Annotated in this window: 12 protein-coding genes and 3 rRNA genes; 13 read left to right on the top strand and 2 right to left on the bottom strand. The window is 60.1% G+C overall.

What is annotated here, in order from left to right; translation table 11 throughout:
* Positions 1-150 precede the first annotated feature (150 nt).
* The 12 genes from rpsP (at position 151) to rrf (ending at position 14,636) form a co-directional block, all read left to right on the top strand.
* A complete protein-coding gene (gene rpsP, locus AC26AR_RS15405) occupies positions 151-402 on the top strand; it encodes a 30S ribosomal protein S16 (RefSeq protein ID WP_065392604.1) in 252 nt (83 codons plus the stop codon).
* Between the two features lie 8 nt (positions 403-410).
* Positions 411-977 carry a ribosome maturation factor RimM gene (gene rimM / locus AC26AR_RS15400; protein WP_065392605.1) on the top strand — a complete coding sequence of 189 codons (567 nt, stop codon included), beginning with the start codon at positions 411-413 and terminating at the stop codon, positions 975-977.
* 25 nt (positions 978-1,002) lie between these two features.
* Positions 1,003-1,755, top strand: coding sequence for a tRNA (guanosine(37)-N1)-methyltransferase TrmD (trmD, locus tag AC26AR_RS15395; protein ID WP_065392606.1), 753 nt, complete (start codon positions 1,003-1,005; stop codon positions 1,753-1,755).
* A gap of 196 nt (positions 1,756-1,951) precedes the next feature.
* Entirely contained in the window at positions 1,952-2,308 is a 357-nt protein-coding gene (gene rplS, locus AC26AR_RS15390) for a 50S ribosomal protein L19 (protein ID WP_043336437.1), read from the top strand.
* 241 nt (positions 2,309-2,549) lie between these two features.
* Positions 2,550-3,458, top strand: coding sequence for a site-specific tyrosine recombinase XerD (gene xerD, locus AC26AR_RS15385; protein ID WP_488107292.1), 909 nt, complete (start codon positions 2,550-2,552; stop codon positions 3,456-3,458).
* A gap of 39 nt (positions 3,459-3,497) precedes the next feature.
* On the top strand, positions 3,498-4,268 hold the full coding sequence (locus AC26AR_RS15380) for a DsbC family protein (RefSeq protein ID WP_077373626.1): 771 nt from the start codon (positions 3,498-3,500) through the stop codon (positions 4,266-4,268).
* 175 nt (positions 4,269-4,443) lie between these two features.
* On the top strand, positions 4,444-5,760 hold the full coding sequence (locus tag AC26AR_RS15375) for a homoserine dehydrogenase (RefSeq protein ID WP_077373629.1): 1,317 nt from the start codon (positions 4,444-4,446) through the stop codon (positions 5,758-5,760).
* Between the two features lie 115 nt (positions 5,761-5,875).
* The gene (gene thrC, locus AC26AR_RS15370; RefSeq protein ID WP_084207791.1) at positions 5,876-7,267 is read left to right on the top strand and encodes a threonine synthase; all 1,392 of its coding nucleotides are present in this window, start codon (positions 5,876-5,878) and stop codon (positions 7,265-7,267) included.
* Between the two features lie 114 nt (positions 7,268-7,381).
* Entirely contained in the window at positions 7,382-9,232 is a 1,851-nt protein-coding gene (locus tag AC26AR_RS15365; RefSeq protein WP_488107291.1) for a single-stranded-DNA-specific exonuclease RecJ, read from the top strand.
* 480 nt (positions 9,233-9,712) lie between these two features.
* A 16S ribosomal RNA gene (locus tag AC26AR_RS15360) occupies positions 9,713-11,253 on the top strand.
* A 241-nt stretch (positions 11,254-11,494) separates the two neighbouring features.
* Positions 11,495-14,383 (top strand): 23S ribosomal RNA (locus AC26AR_RS15355).
* Between the two features lie 137 nt (positions 14,384-14,520).
* Positions 14,521-14,636: ribosomal RNA gene (rrf, locus tag AC26AR_RS15350) — 5S ribosomal RNA — on the top strand.
* The 16S, 23S and 5S rRNA genes sit together here, the layout of an rRNA operon.
* Before the next feature lie 880 nt (positions 14,637-15,516).
* Here the strand turns inward: rrf and AC26AR_RS15345 are convergent.
* Both AC26AR_RS15345 and AC26AR_RS15340 read right to left on the bottom strand, forming a co-directional pair.
* Positions 15,517-18,348 carry a heavy metal translocating P-type ATPase gene (locus AC26AR_RS15345; RefSeq protein ID WP_488107290.1) on the bottom strand — a complete coding sequence of 944 codons (2,832 nt, stop codon included), beginning with the start codon at positions 18,346-18,348 and terminating at the stop codon, positions 15,517-15,519.
* The gene (locus AC26AR_RS15340; protein WP_077377703.1) at positions 18,345-18,803 is read right to left on the bottom strand and encodes a MerR family DNA-binding protein; all 459 of its coding nucleotides are present in this window, start codon (positions 18,801-18,803) and stop codon (positions 18,345-18,347) included. The genes AC26AR_RS15345 and AC26AR_RS15340 overlap by 4 nt, the downstream gene beginning before the upstream one ends.
* A 444-nt stretch (positions 18,804-19,247) precedes the next feature.
* On the opposite strand from AC26AR_RS15340, the gene AC26AR_RS15335 reads away from it, so the two are divergent.
* The gene (locus AC26AR_RS15335; protein ID WP_240499638.1) at positions 19,248-20,501 is read left to right on the top strand and encodes an OmpP1/FadL family transporter; all 1,254 of its coding nucleotides are present in this window, start codon (positions 19,248-19,250) and stop codon (positions 20,499-20,501) included.
* The last annotated feature ends 84 nt before the right edge of the window (positions 20,502-20,585 follow it).

The following is a 20,585-nucleotide window of genomic DNA, read 5'->3' as shown; positions in this document are numbered from 1 at the left end:
GCTCGTGTCGCGGGGCGCGCGTATGGCCATGGAAAAAGGTTTCCAAGGCTTGGCATTTTCCGTAGAATGTCGCCTCTTCGTGTGGACCCTCCATGCGAAGCCGAGTTCTGTGGCACGATTTTCACTTCAACACGAAGGACAGATTACGCAATGGTTACCATTCGTCTGGCACGTGGTGGCGCCAAGAAGCGTCCCTTCTACCACCTGGCTGTAGCTGATTCCCGCACAGCCCGTGATGGCCGCTTCATCGAGCGCGTCGGCTTCTTCAACCCGGTCGCTCGCGGCCAGGAAGAGCGTCTGCGCATCGATCTCGAGCGTATCGCTCACTGGCAGCAGCAGGGCGCACAGGTCTCTGACCGTGTCGCTCAGCTGATCAAGGAAGCTGGCAAGCAGCAGGCTTGATTTCCAGGATGCCTACTCACTCGAACAACCCGCAGCCGACCGCACACACCTCGCATGGCGATGATGTGGTGGTCATGGGGAAGCTTACCAGCCCCTATGGCGTGAAAGGCTGGCTCAAGGTGTACTCCTACACCAGCCCGATCGATGGCATCTTCGACTACGCCGGCTGGATCCTGAAGCTTGACGGGAAGCAGATTCCCGCGCGACTTGCCCAGGCACGTCGTCATGGCAAGGGTCTGGTGGCGCAGCTGGAAGGTGTCGACGATCGCGAAGCGGCGCAGGCGCTGGCCGGGGCGGAGATTCTCCTGCCCAAGCAGCAACTGCCGCAGCTCGAGGTGGGTGAGTACTACTGGCATCAACTGGAAGGTCTCGAGGTGGTGACGCTGGATGGCCAGCGCCTCGGACAAGTGAACACCCTGATGGAAACCGGTGCCAACGACGTTCTGGTGATCAAGCCGAACGACGACAGCATCGATGAGAAGGAACGGCTCGTGCCGTACCTGCCCGATCAGGTGGTTCGCGATGTGGATCTCGTCAATGGACGCATGAGCGTCGATTGGGATCCCGAATTCTGATGAAAAGCACAGAGAGCTGACGCCTGTGTGGATTGGTGTAGTAAGTCTGTTTCCGGAAATGTTCACGGCGATCACCGCCAGTGGCGTGACCGGCCGAGCGGTCGACAAGGGTCTGCTCGAGGTCGATTTCTGGAACCCGCGTGACTACGCCACCGACAGGCACCGTACGGTCGATGATCGTCCCTACGGCGGTGGTCCCGGCATGTTGATGAAGGTCGAGACCCTGCGAGGCGCCATTCGTGACGCCCGTGCCGCTGGCGGTGACGACGCCCGCGTGATCTATCTCTCCCCGCAAGGCCGCAAGCTGGATCAGGCCGGTGCCCGCGAACTGGCGACGAATGAGCGCCTGATCGTGGTGGCCGGACGCTATGAAGGCATTGACGAACGCGTGGTGGAAGAGGAGATCGACGAGGAATGGTCGATCGGCGATTACGTCCTGTCTGGCGGTGAGCTGCCAGCCATGGTCCTGATCGATACGGTAGCGCGCCTGGTGCCGGGCGTACTCGGGCATGAAGCCAGTGCGGAGGAGGATTCCTTCACCGATGGCCTGCTCGATTGTCCGCACTACACTCGCCCCGAAGTCATCGACGGCAAGCGAGTGCCGGAAGTGCTGCTCAGTGGCAATCATGCCCTGATCAAGCGCTGGCGGTTGCAACAGTCTCTGGGACGTACCTGGCTCAGGCGTCCGGATCTGCTGGAGAGCCGCACGTTGACTCGTGAGGAGCGCAAGCTGCTCGACGAGTTCATCGCGCAGCACGCCCGGAAAGGCAAGGCCTGACCTTCGCGGACCTCGCGTTCGCTGTCAGGAGAAGGCCGCCACCGTGGCGGAGGTGCGGCACGGCCCGGAGTCATCTTGCGGGAGCCCCGTGGCGCGTCACACACAAGGTCGATCCCCGTGTTCAAGGCCGTTTGCGGTGCCGGGGTCATGACGAACATCAGCCTCAGGGTTGATGCTAACGAATTTGGAGCTAGCGATGAGCAGCAAGAACAAACTGATCCAGGCGATCGAAAACGAGCAGATGGCCAAGGAAATCCCGGCCTTTGCACCGGGCGACACCATCGTCGTCCAGGTCAAGGTCGTCGAAGGTACCCGCGAGCGTCTGCAGGCCTTCGAAGGCGTGGTGATCGGCAAGCGTAACCGCGGTCTGAACTCCGCCTTCACCGTCCGCAAGATCTCCCACGGTGTGGGCGTCGAGCGTACTTTCCAGACTTACAGCCCGCAGGTTGCTGCCATCGACGTCAAGCGTCGTGGTGACGTCCGTCAGGCCAAGCTGTACTACCTCCGTGAGCGTAGCGGCAAGTCTGCACGCATCAAGGAAAAGCTGGGCTAAGCGCTCCGCATTCCCTGACTGCAGAACTCGGCAGTACGGCGGAGGAGCGAATTGCCACTTGCTCCTCCGCCACACAAAGACCCCGCCATGCCTCGCATGGCGGGGTCTTTGTGTCTGTGGATGAGGGAAAGTTGCCGCAGTGACCGTCGGATTCATTTCAACGTCAGGGCGTCACGGTAGAATTCGGCAGTCGTCGCGCCGGAAGGTGTCGGTTGCGCGCATCGGGAAGGAGGAAGCAGGCATGAAGGATGACGAGACGCTGGTCGCGGCATTTCTCGATACGTTGTGGCTGGAGCGCGGCGCCAGTGACAACACGCTTGGTGCCTATCGAAGTGACCTCGAGAGCTGGCAGCGGTGGTTGCTGGAGCAGCAGGAGTCCGGAGGCGAAGCCACGCCATTGCTGGAGGCGACCCCTATGCAGGTGCAGGCATTCTGTGACTCACGACGTGAATCGCATGCGCTGCGCTCCACCGCGCGACTGTTGTCTGCGTTGCGGCGGTTCTATCGCTGGGCACTGGCCGAGGGCATGATCGAGGCGGATCCCGTGCATGAGGTGCGCCTTCCCCGCGTGATCCCCAGCCTGCCCGGCACGCTCGACGAGGAGGAAGTCGAGCGCCTGCTGGAGGCGCCGGATCTCGAGACGGCCATCGGCCTGCGCGACCGGACCATGCTGGAGGTGCTCTATGGCGCGGGATTGCGCATCAGTGAACTGGTCGGTCTGCGGGTCGATGCGCTCAATCTGCGCCAGGGTGTGGTCAGAGTGATCGGCAAGGGCGATCGCGAGCGTCTGGTGCCGTTGGGCGAGGAGGCCTGTGACTGGCTGTCACGCTGGCTGTCGGCTGGCCGACCTGCGATGATGGCCGACCAGACGCGCCCGGCGCTGTTTCCCGGTCGGCATGACAAGGCCATGACGCGGCAGACCTTCTGGCACCGCATCCGGCGCCACGCCGTCACGGCCGGTATCGACAAGCCCCTGTCACCGCATACCCTGCGCCACGCCTTTGCGACGCACCTGCTCAATCATGGTGCCAACCTGCGTGTCGTGCAGCTGTTGCTGGGTCATCGTGATCTATCCACGACCCAGATCTATACCCATGTGGCTCAGGCGCGTCTGGAACGCCTGCACGCCGAACATCATCCGCGTGGTTGATACCAGGCACTTCGCCCCGCGGACGCCAAGGAGAGTCTGATGAGCAAGTTCACCCGCCGCCCGCAGCGCCTGCCACAGGCGTTGCGTCTGTTGAGCGCTGCTACCCTGCTGAGCGTGATGGCACCGCTCGCCCAGGCTGACGCGCTGGATGACCTGCGTGACAAGCTGGTGGTCAATGGCCAGCCGTTGCCGGTGGAGTCGCTGGCTTCCAGTCCGATCGAGGGTCTCTTCGAGGTGAAGCTCACCAGCGGCGAGACCTTCTTCACCGATGCGACGGGCAAGCACCTGATCGTCGGGGAAATGTACCGCAACGACGGTGACAAGGGGCTGGTGAATCTCAGCGAGCAGAAGGCCAATGGCGAGCGCCAGAAGCTGCTGGCCGAGGTCAGTGAGGACGACATGGTCATCTTCCGTCCGGCGGGTGAGGTCAAGGCGGTGATCAGCGTCTTCACTGACACCACCTGCCCCTATTGCCGCAAGCTGCATGAGGAAGTCCCGGAGCTCAATGCGCGTGGTGTCGAAGTGCGTTATCTGGCCTTCCCGCGTGGCGGTCTGCGCTCGCAGGGCGCACGCGAGCTGGCTCAGGTATGGTGTGCCGAGAATCGCACCGAGGCGATGAACCAGATCAAGAATCAGAGGCAGGCACCCAAGCAGGAAGCCAGCTGTGATGCCCCGGTGGAAAGCCAGTATCAGCTCGGTACGCGCATGGGCGTGCAGGGCACACCGGCCATCGTGATGCCGGATGGCAAGATGGTGCCGGGTTATCTGCCGGTGGATCGCCTGACCACCATGTTGGGACTGGATGGCTGATGGTGTGACGCCTCAGAGTGGCTGCGCGTTGACAGGGCGTCCTGCCTTGCTACCGTGGTCACGAAAGACACAGACGCGAGCCGTCTGGATAATAGACCGACGACAGGTCGGCAAGGCCATGGCGCTCCGGCGCGGCCTCCAAGGCTGGATACCGTAACAAGAGAGGAAAGCGACGTTGAAACCGGTGAAAGTAGGAATCTGTGGTCTGGGTACCGTAGGCGGCGGCACGTTCAACGTGCTGGTACGCAATGCCGATGAGATTGCGCGTCGTGCTGGACGCCCGATTATCGTCGAACAGGTTGGCGCTCGTCGTGACAACCCTGACTGCGATATCACCGGCGTCAGCCGCACGCATGACATCTTCGAGGTCGCGCGCAACCCCGAGATCGATGTGCTGGTCGAACTGATCGGTGGCTATGACGTGGCCTATGAGTTGGTGATGGAAGCGATCGCCAACGGCAAGCATGTCGTGACCGCCAACAAGGCGCTGATCGCCGTGCACGGCAACGAGATCTTCCGCGCCGCGGCCGAGAAAGGGGTGATGGTGGCCTTCGAGGCAGCGGTCGCCGGTGGCATCCCGGTCATCAAGTCCCTGCGGGAAGGCCTGGGCGCCAACCGTATCCAGTGGCTGGCCGGCATCATCAACGGCACCGGCAACTTCATTCTCAGCGCGATGCGCGATGAAGGCCGCAGTTTCGATGACGTGCTGGCCGAGGCGCAGGCGCTGGGCTATGCCGAAGCGGACCCGACCTTCGACGTTGAAGGCATCGATGCTGCCCACAAGCTGACCATCCTGGCCTCCATTGCCTTCGGCGTGCCGCTGCAGTTCGACAAGGCCTACACCGAAGGCATCTCGCGCATCACGGCTGATGACATCGAGCAGGCCGACAACCTGGGCTATATCATCAAGCACCTGGGGATCACCCGCGCCACGGCCAAGGGCCTTGAGCTGCGCGTGCATCCGACGCTGATTCCCAAGGAGCGCCTGCTGGCCAACGTGCATGGTGTCAAGAATGCCATCGAGGTGATGGGCGATGCAGTGGGCCCCACCCTCTATTATGGTGCCGGCGCCGGTGCCGAGCCGACGGCCTCTGCCGTCGTGGCGGATCTGCTCGACGTGGCGCGCGATATCGCCACCGACCACCGCTACCGCGTGCCGTATCTGGCCTTCGCCGAGATCAATCAGCACGGCGACACCCTGCCGATCCTGCCGATGGAAGAGATCGAGACGGCCTGCTACCTGCGTCTGCATGCGGTGGATCGCCCGGGCGTGCTGGCGCGTGTCGCGTCGATTCTCTCCGAACAGGGCATCTCCATCGAGGCGATCATCCAGAAGGAGGCCACCGAAGGCGAGCTGGTGCCGATCATTCTGCTCACGCACCGCGCGCGCGAACTGCACATGAACGAAGCGATTCGCCAGCTGGAAGCGCTGGTGGATGTCGCCGGTTCCGTGGTGCGCATTCGCGTCGAGGATCTCGACGACAACGCCTGATCGCGGGCAAACGGTACCGGGTCATCGAGGTTGATGGCTCGGTACTGCTGGGCAGCCGGCGCAGGCCGGAAGAGCAAGAATCATAACGGTGGCGAACGCCACGGGAAGACACGACATGCGTTATATCTCCACGCGCGGCCAGGCGCCGGCGCTCGGTTTTGAAGATGTGGTCCTCACGGGGCTTGCCAGCGATGGTGGCCTGTATGTGCCGGAAACCCTGCCGCAGTTCAGTGCCGAGGAACTGACGGCGATGGCCGGTGAGTCCTACGCGGAAATCGCCTTCCGTGTCATGAAGCCCTTCGTCGATGGTGCCATCGATGACGAGACCTTCCGTGAACTCGTGCGCGAGACCTACGCGACCTTCAGTCACGATGCGGTCGTGCCGCTCAATCAGCTCGACAGCAACCATTACCTGCTGGAGCTGTTCCACGGCCCGACGCTGGCCTTCAAGGATGTCGCGCTGCAGCTGCTGGGTCGCCTGCTCGATCACTTCCTCGCCAAGCGTGGCGAGCGTGCGGTGATCATGGGCGCGACCTCCGGTGATACCGGTTCTGCCGCCATCGAGGGCTGCCGTGCCTGCGATCATGTGGATATCTTCATCCTGCATCCGCACAACCGCGTCTCCGAAGTGCAGCGCCGCCAGATGACTTCCGTGCTGGCGCCCAATGTCTTCAATGTCGCCATCGAAGGCAACTTCGACGATGCCCAGGCGATGGTGAAGGCCAGCTTCGCCGACCAGGATTTCCTGGATGGCACGCGTCTGGTCGCGGTCAACTCGATCAACTGGGCGCGCATCATGGCCCAAACCGTCTACTACGTGGCCGCCGGTGTGGCGCTGGGCGCTCCGGCGCGTCAGGTCAGCTTCACGGTGCCGTCGGCCAACTTCGGCAACATCTTTGCCGGCTATCTGGCCTCGCGCATGGGGCTGCCGGTCCGTCAGCTGGTGATCGCCACCAACGCCAACGACATCCTGCACCGCACCATCTCCTCCAACGACTTCTCGCGTCAGGAGCTGAAGGCGACGCTGGCACCGTCAATGGATATCGTGGTGTCCTCCAATTTCGAGCGTCTGCTGTTCGAAGCCTATGGCCGTGATGGTCAGGCGATCCGTGAACTGCTCGAGCACTTCTCGCGCGAACCGGCGGCGCTGGCAGATGCCCCGCTGGCCAGGCTGCGTGAGCTGTTCTCCAGCCACAGTGTCGACGACGAGACGATTCTCGAGGTCATCCGTGAAGCGCATCAGCGCACCGGCGAGATCCTCGATCCGCATACGGCGACAGGCTATCGCGCGGCAGAAGTCTGCCGGACGGATACCGCGACGCCGATGATCACGCTGGCGACGGCGCATCCGGCCAAGTTCGCCGAAGCGGTGGCGCGTGCTGGTTTCGCGGGTGTCGATCTGCCGCCACATCTGCATGACCTGCTGGAGCGCGAAGAGCGCTACAGCGTGCTGCCGGCCGAGCTGGCTGCCGTGCAGGACTTCGTGCGCGAGAATCGCCGCGGGTGATCGCATCAACGACGGCTCAGGCCTCCGGGGCTGAGCCGTCGTCCTTCTTTCATGGCCGTCATTTTCGCAGTCCGCTGTCGAAATGACGGCCATGTCGTTTGTCAGGAGTTCTTCATGTCTGTCACTCCCTCCTTGTCACCCTCCTTGGCACAAGGCACCGCATCGCGCCCTGATGAGCGTACGCTGGCGGCCAGCATCGCGAGGGTCATCCAGCCTCGCGTCAGAGATGAGCGCCTCTACCAGCAGGGGATCGCGACGGGGCTCAGCGAACTGCAGGCACGAGTACTGGCAGGGCGGTTGACGCTGGAGAGCTGCAAGGCGCCGCTGGAGGCGCTGGTCACGCCGGCGCTCCGGCATATCGAGCATCCCGAGCGGCTGGCGGATGGCCGGCGGGCGGCAGAGCGCATCGCGCGTGCTGTCGCCGTGGGTGAGCACATCGGCATCCTCACGGACTATGACGTGGACGGCATCACCTCGCATGTGGTGATGCTGCGCACGCTGACGGAGCTGTTCGATGTGCCCTACGACCGGGTGCACAGTCTGATCGGTCATCGCATCCACGATGGTTACGGCATCAGTCTGCCGCTGGTCGAGCGCATCATGACACTGTCGCCGCGCCCGAGCCTGATCGTCACCGCGGATTGTGGTTCCAGTGATGAGGCGCGCCTGGCGCTGCTCAAGGAAGCGGGGATAGAGGTCGTGGTGACGGATCACCATGCGCTGCCTCAGGAAGGGCCGCCGGCTTCCGCCTACGCGACCGTCAATCCGACACGTGACGATTGTGCATATCCGGATGCGACCATCGCCGGTTGCATGGTGGCCTGGTTGACCATGTCATTGACGCGCAATGTGCTGATCGAGCAAGGCAGATTGCCGGGGGATGCACCCAAGTTGTCGCCATGGCTGTCATATGTGGCGCTGGGGACGGTGGCGGACTGTGTGTCACTGGGGGGCAGTGCGATCAATCGTGCGGTGGTCAATCTGGGTCTGACGTTGATCAATCGCATGCAGGAGCCCTGCTGGCGAGCCATGGCAGAGCGGCTCGGTGCCGATAGCGTGCCCTTCGATGCCGAGACGCTGGCCTTCCAGATGGGGCCGCGCATCAATGCCCGCTCACGACTGGATGATCCTTACGCCGCACTGCATTTCATGCTGGCGCGTGAAGATGAGGCTGCTCAGCGCGCGCTGGAGGTGCTCGATCAGGACAATCAGTCGCGCAAGGCGATCGAAGCCGAGATGGTGGAGTCGGCGCGCGCCTTGGCGCTCGCCTCGTTGCGGGAAGGGCATCAGGTGATCGTGGTGCATCTGGAAGATGGTCACCCGGGAGTGCAGGGCATTGTCGCTTCACGTCTCGTGCAGCAGTTCGGGCGTCCGACCGTCGTGCTGACACCAGCCGCGGTGCCCGGCATGTTGACCGGGTCCGGGCGCTCCATCGAAGGATTGCATCTGCGGGATGCGTTGCAGCGAGCGCATGACCTGGCACCGCAGTGTCTGCCGCGTTTCGGTGGGCACAGAGGTGCGGCAGGGGTGGGCTTGCCCCTGGCGGAGAAGGATACCTTCACTCGTGCTCTGCAACAGGCGGCCGCGGAGCAGTTGGGGGAGAGGGCGCTCAATCCCTTGATTCTCAGCGATGGTGAACTGGTGGAAGGGCAGTTGAGTCTGGAGACGTTGGATGAGCTCGAGCGTCTGGCGCCCTTCGGGCGTGAGTTCGAGGCGCCTCTCTTCGAGGGCGGCTTCCTGGTCGAGAGCCTCAGGCCGGTCGGCGCCGATGGCACGCACCTCTCATTGGAACTCTCGCTCGGGCGTACACGCCTCAAGGCGATCTGGTTCCGTGCGTTGTCACCGGGGGAATCACCGGCATTCGGCGTGGGGGCCTCGCTGAAGTGTGCTTACAAGTTGTCGCGCAATCGCTGGCGGGGGAGGGAGTCACTGCAGTTGATGCTGGAACACGCAGTGCCTTTATGAGCTTGTTTGAATTGATAGCGATATCTGGCCAAAAAGCCCTTGCCATCAAGCCGATTCCTGCGTAAAGTACGCATCCGCTGCCGGGGACGCATGGCGTTACCAGCGGTGAAAGAGGTTTGCAGGTGATTGTTTTGTTTGATGTTTTTGAAGTCCGCTTCCAAATCATCGATTGACAATCCCGGGCGATTCGCTAGAATACGCCGCACTCCTTACGGGACAGGTGATCGAGCAACGCTCCTCACCGCTGGATGATGCTTAGAGGCAGTCGATTGACTCATCATCAAGTGCTTGACTTCTCAAGCGTTCCGGATAGAATATGCCTCCTCGCTTAACAGCGACGCTCTTTAAAAATTTGATCAGGTAATTCGTGTGAGCGCTTGCCGATGAGTGGTGACAAGGTCACCAAATATCGGAGCAAGCCTCTCACGAGAAGTTTGACTCTGAACCAAGTTTGGTCTGCTTAACAGACTATCAAGCTTTCAACTGAAGAGTTTGATCATGGCTCAGATTGAACGCTGGCGGCAGGCTTAACACATGCAAGTCGAGCGGAAACGATTCTAGCTTGCTAGAAGGCGTCGAGCGGCGGACGGGTGAGTAATGCATGGGAATCTGCCCGATAGTGGGGGACAACCTGGGGAAACTCAGGCTAATACCGCATACGTCCTACGGGAGAAAGCAGGGGATCTTCGGACCTTGCGCTATCGGATGAGCCCATGTCGGATTAGCTTGTTGGTGAGGTAACGGCTCACCAAGGCGACGATCCGTAGCTGGTCTGAGAGGATGATCAGCCACACTGGGACTGAGACACGGCCCAGACTCCTACGGGAGGCAGCAGTGGGGAATATTGGACAATGGGCGAAAGCCTGATCCAGCCATGCCGCGTGTGTGAAGAAGGCCTTCGGGTTGTAAAGCACTTTCAGCGAGGAAGAACGCTTCGGGATTAATACTCCCGAGGAAAGACATCACTCGCAGAAGAAGCACCGGCTAACTCCGTGCCAGCAGCCGCGGTAATACGGAGGGTGCAAGCGTTAATCGGAATTACTGGGCGTAAAGCGCGCGTAGGTGGCTAAGTCAGCCAGGTGTGAAAGCCCCGGGCTCAACCTGGGAACGGCATCTGGAACTGCTTGGCTAGAGTGCAGGAGAGGAAGGTAGAATTCCCGGTGTAGCGGTGAAATGCGTAGAGATCGGGAGGAATACCAGTGGCGAAGGCGGCCTTCTGGACTGACACTGACACTGAGGTGCGAAAGCGTGGGTAGCAAACAGGATTAGATACCCTGGTAGTCCACGCCGTAAACGATGTCAACTAGCCGTTGGGTCCCTTGAGGACTTAGTGGCGCAGCTAACGCAATAAGTTGACCGCCTGGGGAGTACGGCCGCAAGGTTAAAACTCAAATGAATTGACGGGGGCCCGCACAAGCGGTGGAGCATGTGGTTTAATTCGATGCAACGCGAAGAACCTTACCTACCCTTGACATCCAGAGGACTTTCCAGAGATGGATTGGTGCCTTCGGGAACTCTGAGACAGGTGCTGCATGGCTGTCGTCAGCTCGTGTTGTGAAATGTTGGGTTAAGTCCCGTAACGAGCGCAACCCCTATCCTTATTTGCCAGCGAGTAATGTCGGGAACTCTAAGGAGACTGCCGGTGACAAACCGGAGGAAGGTGGGGACGACGTCAAGTCATCATGGCCCTTACGGGTAGGGCTACACACGTGCTACAATGGCAAGTACAAAGGGTTGCAATACGGCGACGTGGAGCCAATCCCATAAAGCTTGCCTCAGTCCGGATTGGAGTCTGCAACTCGACTCCATGAAGTCGGAATCGCTAGTAATCGTGGATCAGAATGCCACGGTGAATACGTTCCCGGGCCTTGTACACACCGCCCGTCACACCATGGGAGTGGACTGCACCAGAAGTGGTTAGCCTAACCTTCGGGAGGGCGATCACCACGGTGTGGTTCATGACTGGGGTGAAGTCGTAACAAGGTAGCCCTAGGGGAACCTGGGGCTGGATCACCTCCTTATCGACACTGTCTACTGCTCGCGGCAAGTGCTCACAACGAATTACCTGATCTTATTGCTGGCTTAGCCGGCAGTGGCAAGCGTGCTCGACAGAGCGCGCTTCTCACTGTTCTCTGAACAGCCGCTCTTTAACAATGTGAATCATGCTGACGATGGAATGTGCGCCAAGCACATCTCCATCAAACGATATGTCGGAGAGGTCCGACAGATTCGTAATCCTTGACAGACCCCTTGGGGTTATATGGTCAAGCGATTAAGCGCATACGGTGGATGCCTTGGCAGCCAGAGGCGATGAAGGACGTGATAGCCTGCGATAAGCGTTGGCGAGGTGGCAAATACCCTGCGACCCAACGATTTCCGAATGGGGAAACCCACTCACCATCAGGTGAGTATCTATAGGCCAATACATAACCTATAGAGGCAAACCCGGGGAACTGAAACATCTAAGTACCCGGAGGAAAAGAAATCAACCGAGATTCCCCAAGTAGCGGCGAGCGAACGGGGACCAGCCCTTAAGCGATACAACTGACAGACGAACAAGCTGGGAAGCTTGACGATACAGGGTGATAGTCCCGTAGTCGAAGTCTGAGTATCGTGAAATCGAGTAGGTCGGGGCACGAGAAACCTTGACTGAACATGGGGGGACCATCCTCCAAGGCTAAATACTCCTGGCTGACCGATAGTGAACCAGTACCGTGAGGGAAAGGCGAAAAGAACCCCGGCGAGGGGAGTGAAATAGATCCTGAAACCGTATGCGTACAAGCAGTGGGAGCACCTTCGTGGTGTGACCGCGTACCTTTTGTATAATGGGTCAGCGACTTATATTCTGTGGCGAGCTTAACCGTATAGGGGAGGCGTAGCGAAAGCGAGTCTTAACTGGGCGACCAGTCGCAGGGTATAGACCCGAAACCGGGCGATCTATCCATGGCCAGGGTGAAGATTGAGTAACATCAATTGGAGGCCCGAACCCAAGTATGTTGAAAAATGCTGGGATGAGCTGTGGATCGGAGTGAAAGGCTAATCAAGCCCGGAGATAGCTGGTTCTCCTCGAAAGCTATTTAGGTAGCGCCTCACGTATCACCGCTGGGGGTAGAGCACTGTTTCGGCTAGGGGGTCATCCCGACTTACCAACCCGAGGCAAACTCCGAATACCAGTGAGTGCAGCGTGGGAGACACACAGCGGGTGCTAACGTCCGTTGTGAAAAGGGAAACAACCCAGACCGTCAGCTAAGGTCCCAAAATCCTGATTAAGTGGGAAACGATGTGGGAAGGCTCAGACAGCTAGGAGGTTGGCTTAGAAGCAGCCATCCTTTAAAGAAAGCGTAATAGCTCACTAGTCGAGTCGGCCTGCGCGGAAGATATAACGGGGCTAAATCAGGTACCGAAGCTACGGGTTCATCCTTATGGATGAGCGGTAGAGGAGCGTCGTGTAAGCCAATGAAGGTGGATTGAGAAGTCTGCTGGAGGTATCACGAGTGCGAATGCTGACATGAGTAACGATAAGGGGAGTGAAAAACTCCCCCGCCGGAAGACCAAGGTTTTCTGTTCTACGTTAATCGGAGCAGAGTGAGTCGGCCCCTAAGGCGAGGCGGAAACGCGTAGTCGATGGGAAACGGGTTAATATTCCCGTACCGGATGTGGTTGCGATGGGGGGACGAAGAAGGCTAGGTGAGCCAGGCGTTGGTTGTCCTGGTGAAAGCATGTAGGCCGAGGAATCAGGCAAATCCGGTTCCTCTGAGGTCGAGATGCGAGACGAACTGACTACGGTCAGGAAGTCATCGATGCCACGCTTCCAGGAAAAGCCTCTAAGCTTCAGATCACATGCGACCGTACCCCAAACCGACACAGGTGGTCAGGTAGAGAATACCAAGGCGCTTGAGAGAACTCGGGTGAAGGAACTAGGCAAAATGGCACCGTAACTTCGGGAGAAGGTGCACCGGTTCGAGTGAAGGACTTGCTCCGTAAGCTCTTACCGGTCGAAGATACCAGGTGGCTGCAACTGTTTATTAAAAACACAGCACTCTGCAAACGCGCAAGCGGACGTATAGGGTGTGACGCCTGCCCGGTGCCGGAAGGTTAATTGATGGGGTTAGGATTCGTCCGAAGCTCTTGATCGAAGCCCCGGTAAACGGCGGCCGTAACTATAACGGTCCTAAGGTAGCGAAATTCCTTGTCGGGTAAGTTCCGACCTGCACGAATGGCGTAATGATGGCCACGCTGTCTCCACCCGAGACTCAGTGAAATTGAAATCGCAGTGAAGATGCTGTGTACCCGCGGCTAGACGGAAAGACCCCGTGAACCTTTACTATAGCTTTACACTGGATGCTGATGTTGTCTGTGTAGGATAGCTGGGAGGCTTTGAAACCACGTCGCCAGATGCGGTGGAGCCAACCTTGAAATACCAGCCTGACATCATTGGCGTTCTAACTCAGGTCCGTCATCCGGATCGAGGACAGTGTATGGTGGGTAGTTTGACTGGGGCGGTCTCCTCCTAAAGAGTAACGGAGGAGCACGAAGGTACCCTCAGCACGGTTGGAAATCGTGCATTGAGTGCAAGAGCATAAGGGTGCTTGACTGCGAGACAGACACGTCGAGCAGGTACGAAAGTAGGTTCTAGTGATCCGGTGGTTCTGTATGGAAGGGCCATCGCTCAACGGATAAAAGGTACTCCGGGGATAACAGGCTGATACCGCCCAAGAGTTCACATCGACGGCGGTGTTTGGCACCTCGATGTCGGCTCATCACATCCTGGGGCTGAAGTCGGTCCCAAGGGTATGGCTGTTCGCCATTTAAAGTGGTACGCGAGCTGGGTTTAGAACGTCGTGAGACAGTTCGGTCCCTATCTGCCGTGGGCGTCGGAAGTTTGAGAAGAGCTGCTCCTAGTACGAGAGGACCGGAGTGGACGAACCTCTGGTGTTCGGGTTGTCATGCCAATGGCATTGCCCGGTAGCTACGTTCGGACGGGATAACCGCTGAAAGCATCTAAGCGGGAAGCCCCCTTCAAGATGAGACTTCCCTGAGGCCTTGCGCCTCCTGAAGGGCCCTTGAAGACTACAAGGTTGATAGGCTGGGTGTGGAAGCACAGCAATGTGTTGAGCTAACCAGTACTAATTGCCCGTGAGGCTTGACCATATAACACCCAAGGGGTTTGCTTTGGCAAACGCCGGGATTGCGACAGGATCGACAACATATCGGTCAGCATGATTCATATTGCGAGTCGCGAGGCCACAAGCCTCGAGACTCAGGTACCGCAAGGTGCCACCGTTTCGCCTGACGACCATAGCGAGCGTGAACCACCCGATCCCATGCCGAACTCGGAAGTGAAACCGCTTAGCGCCGATGGTAGTGTGGAGTTTCTCCATGTGAGAGTAGGTCATCGTCAGGCACTTATACTGAACCGCCCCTGCAGCCCAGCTGCAGGGGCGGTTCTCTTTGTGCGCGGAAAAAGTGATGCTCGGCAAGAGTCATGTGCGAGACAAAAGCTGCGCTGAGTAAAGAGTGCTGAGCCGGGCGTGCTGGGAACACGCGATGAGAAAAGGTCACGCGTCCCTAGGGTAGCGTTTCTCCCGGACGGCCGCCCCACGACCGTCATGAAAAGCTCGTCAGGCACTTATACTGAACCGCCCCTGCAGCCTTGCTGCAGGGGCGGTTCTCTTTGTGCGTAGGAAAAATCGTGCTCGGAGAGGTACACGCGCTGCGTGAGAAGGGCGAGATAGGAGATAGCTCTGCCTGGACGGTGTTTCTCCCTGTAAGAATCGCGGGTGGCCGCCCCACGACCGTCATGCAAGGCTCGTCAGGCACTTGTACCAAACCGCCCCTGCAGCCCAGCTGCAGGGGCGGTCTGCGTTGGGGTATCGAGGTGGGCAGAGTACGGTAAAGCGGGAGGCGCTTCGTCGAGGTAGTGACGCAACGTTATGCAGAACCGCGGGGAGAGCGGTTGTGGACAGGTGGGCGCCAACCAGGAAGACAAGTTGTCCACACCCTCTGGCGGCGCGAGAGCGTCCCGACTTACCGGGCAACTGTCGCTGTTACATGGCGCTGTCCCGGAAGAGCGGCAGGGTCTTGGCGGACATCGGACCCGCTAGAGGCTGACGCGAAGACGCCCTGCCACACAGTGCGTGGCAGGGCGTCTTGAGTTGCCTTCACTGATCAAATGAAGATGCTACGGATCGGTGGCAGAGCCGTGGTTCATGACCTGGCCAGCCAGAACCACCAGACGATGGCAGCGATCAGGCCAAGCCCTATCAGATTGACGAGTATGCAGATCATGCTGACTCTCCTTGTGGCATGGTGGAAGAATTTCCTGTGCTGTCCGTACGTGACCGAGCTGCCCCCGGGGGAGTGAACCCCCGCAGGCGGTTGGCGTTCGTCACGACCGTCACGGAAGACAGTGACATGGCCAGCCCGGCGATCACCGGCGACAACAGCATGCCGGTGAAGGGATAGAGAATGCCTGCCGCAATCGGAATGCCGATCAGGTTGTAGCCGAAGGCACCCACCAGGTTCTGCTTGATGTTGCGCAGCGTGGCCTGGCTGATCGCGATCGCGTCCGCGACCCCTGCCAGGGAGGGCTGCATTAGCGTGATGCCGGCCGTCTCGATGGCGACATCAGTACCTTCACCCATCGCGAAGCCGACATCGGCCAGCGCCAGCGCCGGCGCATCATTGATGCCGTCGCCGACCATTCCCACCACATGGCCTTCCTGTTGGAGGCGGGCGATCTCATCGTGCTTGTCATCCGGTGAGACGCCGGCACGATAGTCATCGATCCCGGTCTCACGGGCCACGGCAGCGGCCGTGTGCTGATTGTCACCGGTCAGCATGATCACCTTGAGGCCAACGGCATGCAGGCGAGCGATGGCGTCGCGGCTATCGTCACGCAGCGGGTCGGCCAGCCCGAAGACGGCGATCAATGCATTGTCACGTGCCATCAGGATCACGGTGCGGGCATTGTCTTCCAGCGACGTGATCTGCTCACTCAGCGGTGCAAGGCTGATACCTGCATCCTCCAGCATGGCAGCGTTGCCCATGCGCCAGGTGCGGCCTGCATCGTCCTGAGCCTGAATGCCGCGCCCGCTGATGGTCTGGTAGTCATTGAAGGCCTTGCTGCGCGAGGCCTCGGGACGCTGTGCTTCGATATGTGCCAGCAGCGCGGTGGCCAGGGGGTGCTCGGAGCCCCGCTCCAGCGCATGGGCAGCATCCAGGATGTCCTGCTCGCTTTCCCCCGCGGCCAGATGCGTTTCAGTGACTTCCGGCTTGCCGCGCGTCAGGGTACCGGTCTTGTCGACCACGAGTGCGGTCAAGCGACTGGCGGTCTGCAGGGCCTCACCGCTGCGCACCAGCACACCATGCTCTGCCGCCTTGCCGATCCCGATCATGGTCGAGATCGGCGTCGCCAGACCCAGTGCACAGGGGCAGGCGATGACGAGAACCGCCGTCGCGACCACCAGCATATGCACGCCAGTCGGGGCGGGCCCGACGTTGAACCAGAGAAGCGCCGCGACGATGGCGATGATCATCACGCTGGGCACGAATACGCCGGAGATGGTATCGGCCAGCCGTCCGATCGGGGGACGCGAGTTCTGCGCCTGACGCACCTGACTGATGATGCGGCCCAGGCGTGTCTCGCTGCCGATGCGCTCGACCTCGAAGACCAGACTGCCACGCGTGTTGAGCGTGCCGGCAGCCACGTCATCGCCGACACCACGTGAGACAGCCAGTGGCTCACCGCTCAACATCGATTCATCGATGTGGCTCTGTCCTTCGATCACCTTGCCATCCACCGGGATGCGCTCACCGGGGCGAATGCGCACGTGGTCACCGCTGCGTACGTCGTTGACATCGATCTCGCGCTCTTCGCCCTCGCGAATGACCCGAGCGGTACGGGTCTGCAGATCCAGCAGCGCGCGCAGTGCTTTCTGTGTACGCCCGCGGGCTCTGACCTCCAGTGCCTGACCAAGACTGATCAGGCCGATGATCATGGTCGAGGCTTCGAAGTAGAGGCCACGAGCCGCCTGAGGCACCGTCTCGGGGAAGATCAGCACGCCCATGGAATAGAGCCATGCCGCCCCGGTACCGAGTGCCACCAGCGTGTCCATGTTGGCCTGATGATGGGTGAAGGCCTTCCAGGCGCTGGTGAAGAAGCTGCGTCCTGCGGTGGCGAGCACACCCAGCACCGCGATCCCGATGGCCAGCCACACTCCACGTTCGAGACCTTCGAAGCCGGGATGATGGAAGAACATGCTGATCATCAGCGGGATACCGATGCCCAGTGACAGCACGCTGTCACGGATGCGGGAGCGATATTCCTGGTCAGCCTCTTCCTGCTGTTGCGCGTCATTGGCGCCCGGGTCTTTCACCACGCTGGCCCCATATCCCACCCCTTCGATGGCCGCGATGATCTCGGTGGTCGCAAGCTGGCTTTTGACCTGTGCCGTGCGCGAAGCGAAGTTGACCTCGGCATGTTCCACGCCATCCAGCCCATCCAGTGTCTTCTGGATAGTGGCGACACAGCTGGCGCAGGTAATGCCGGACAGCGAGAGCTCAAGACTTCCGCTATCCGTCGGGCTGGCCGGAGAGGGTTCTGCTGCCGATGGAGCCGCCGTTGCGTGATCCTCCGTGGTGTCGTCGGACTCAGTGAGATCCCCTGATGTGTCGCCCTCGGCAGGAGGTTCCAATGCATAGCCCGCCTCGACGACAAGACGTTCAAGCAAGGCTTCCGGCAGCCAGCTGGAGACCTGCAGGACGTTGTCTGCCGGCTTACCGCTGACGGTCGCGGACGAATCCCAGTGCTGAATGGCATTGCGCAGCTTGGCGACGCATTTCTGGCAGTGCATGCCGTAGACGTTGATCTCGAGGTTCGCAGGGGTGGCCGGTGCTGCCGGGGTGAGCGGATAGCCGCTGTCCTGCGCCACCTTCGCCACTCCTTCCTCACCCAGCCTCGTGTGTACCAGCAGCAGCTGGGCCTGGGGAGCGCCGACCAGTTCGGCCTGATCATCCTGTGCCAGCAAGGCCTTGCGAATCCTGGTGACACACCCTTGGCAGCTGATGCCGTCAGTGTTCATCACGCTGATCGTGGCAATGGGGTCGTGGCTCATGAGGTCCTCCCGGTGTCAGGGGTGTACGTTCCGTTCTCTTCTGAGGGGGGCGGGAACGATTGCCCCTCGATCAGGCAGCACACGCTGTTGCCATCCGGCACGCCGTCCGGCATGTCCTGCCAGCTCTCCATGGCATGCTCCATGCGCTCTGCCAGGGCTTCCAGCTCGCGGATGCGCTCACGCACTCGGGGCAGATGTTCCTTGAGCAGGTCTCTCACCATGGGGCAGGGGGAGTCATGCTGGTCAGCCTGCTGCAGAATCTGCTTGATATCGGCAAGGCTGAAGCCCAACTGGCGTGCCTGACTGATGAACTTGAGACGTACCAGCGCCTGCTCATCGAAGCGCTGGTAGTTGTTGACGGGATCGCGCCGGGCCGTGATCAGGCCCTGGCGGGTGTAATGGCGAACGGTTTCGGCGGTGACGTTTCCTTCGCGGGCCAGTTCAGCGACTTTCATTGCATCATCTCCTCGTGATCAAGAGTGGCGGAGAGAGCATTCGGCTGCCCTGAAGGTCTGTCGGCAGCCAATGTTCCGTGAATGATCCTCAGTGTAAGACCTATGTGCAGGACATAGGTCAAGCGACCCACTACATACGAAAAACCTGATGTTCGACCAATAGGCTAGAGAGGAAGGCGAGAGCCCCGCCATGTTTTAAACGCTGGCGAACAGACGCTAAATGATCGCCAGGACATGGGGTTAGCAACACGATGACAGTGCAGACATGAATGAAAGTTCCCCAAATACTAGAAATCTCCCTATTCAAACAAACGTTCGCCCTTGACTTGAACGGGCGACTCGCCCAAAACGTAGGTGTCAGGGCTATGCATCAACGAACGATAACAACAACATGCAGCTCTCCAAGCCACCTGCAATGGGACGCCATCCATAATGAAAAACAAGATGAACAAACTCACCCTCGGGGTCGCGCTGGCAGCGGCTGCCACGGCTTATGCCGGTGGCGTTCACGCGGGGGCCTTCCAGCTCAACGAGCAGAGCGTCAGCACTCAGGGGACGTCCTTCGCCGGGCGCGCCTCGAATGCCAACGATGCTTCCACCGTCTTCGGCAACCCGGCTGGCATGTCCTTCCTGGATCGCGCCCAGATCACCGGTGGGGTGACCTATCTGGACGTCAATACCGATATCGATGTCGCCAGCGCGAATGATGCGCTCGGTCGGCCAGTCTCTGGCGGAGATGACGGCGACATGGTGCCGGGGGCGGCAGTGCCTTCCTTCTATTATGTGCAACCGATGAACGATCAGGTCGCGCTGGGCTTCGGGGTCTATGCGCCCTTTGGTGTGATCACCGATTATGGCTCTGATTTCCGTGGCCGTTATTTCGCCAATTACAGTGAAGTCGAGGTGGTCACCGCCCAGCCGACCATCTCCTACCGCATCAATGACAAGTGGGCCATCGGTGCCGGTGTGACCTACAACAGCATCAAGGGTGAGCTGACGTCGAATACTGTCGATGTCGGCGCAGGGGATGGCAAGGTCAAGATCAAGGGCGACGATGCCGCCTGGGGCTACAACGTCGGGGTCATCTTCCAGCCGGTGGAAAGTACCCGTCTCGGTCTGTCCTATCGCTCCAAGGTCGACTACAGCCTGGAAGGCGAGGCCAAGTACAACAATGTCTTCACTGGCACGGGCTTCGCGAATACCGAGCAGGATGCGTCGCTGGACGTGACCTTGCCGGAAAGCATCGACTTCTCCGTGACGCACAAGCTGGATGATCGCTGGACGCTGATGGCGGGCGTGACCTGGGTGCACTGGAGCCGCTTCGACGAGATCGCGGTGGAAGTCGACAACATGAACGACATCGTCGAGGAGCAGGGCTACGAGGACAGCTGGCAGTATGCGGTCGGTCTGAGCTATCAGCTCAATCCGCAGTGGGTGCTGCGTACCGGCATGGCCTTCGATGACAGCCCGACCGTGGACGAGCATCGCAGCGCGCGTATCCCGTCCGGGGACCGCACCATCTTCTCGCTGGGGGCCGGCTGGACGCCGATGCCGGAGCTGACCATCGACATGGCCTACACCTACCTGTGGGAAGAGACGGCCACCGTCAGCCTGAGCGAGCCCAACCGTGGGACCTATGAAGCCGATTACGAGAATGAAGCGCATGGCTTCGGTCTCGGCGCGACCTATCGCTTCTGAGTACGTAAGCAGCTGAAACGCTGAGCGGATCTCAGGACAACCAATACAGAAACGCCCGGTCACATGACCGGGCGTTTTTTGTTG

Source organism: Cobetia sp. PS-4MA (genome assembly GCF_057670765.1).
This window is presented reverse-complemented; position numbering and strand designations above follow the sequence as displayed.

Bases quoted from the DNA above. Each gene is read 5' to 3' on its own strand.
- rpsP (WP_065392604.1), top strand. From the start codon at position 151: ATGGTTACCATTCGTCTGGCACGTGGTGGCGCCAAGAAGCGTCCCTTC.
- rimM (WP_065392605.1), top strand. From the start codon at position 411: ATGCCTACTCACTCGAACAACCCGCAGCCGACCGCACACACCTCGCAT.
- rplS (WP_043336437.1), top strand. From the start codon at position 1,952: ATGAGCAGCAAGAACAAACTGATCCAGGCGATCGAAAACGAGCAGATG.
- xerD (WP_488107292.1), top strand. From the start codon at position 2,550: ATGAAGGATGACGAGACGCTGGTCGCGGCATTTCTCGATACGTTGTGG.
- AC26AR_RS15380 (WP_077373626.1), top strand. From the start codon at position 3,498: ATGAGCAAGTTCACCCGCCGCCCGCAGCGCCTGCCACAGGCGTTGCGT.
- thrC (WP_084207791.1), top strand. From the start codon at position 5,876: ATGCGTTATATCTCCACGCGCGGCCAGGCGCCGGCGCTCGGTTTTGAA.
- AC26AR_RS15365 (WP_488107291.1), top strand. From the start codon at position 7,382: ATGTCTGTCACTCCCTCCTTGTCACCCTCCTTGGCACAAGGCACCGCA.
- AC26AR_RS15345 (WP_488107290.1), bottom strand. From the start codon at position 18,348: ATGAGCCACGACCCCATTGCCACGATCAGCGTGATGAACACTGACGGC.
- AC26AR_RS15340 (WP_077377703.1), bottom strand. From the start codon at position 18,803: ATGAAAGTCGCTGAACTGGCCCGCGAAGGAAACGTCACCGCCGAAACC.
- AC26AR_RS15335 (WP_240499638.1), top strand. From the start codon at position 19,248: ATGAACAAACTCACCCTCGGGGTCGCGCTGGCAGCGGCTGCCACGGCT.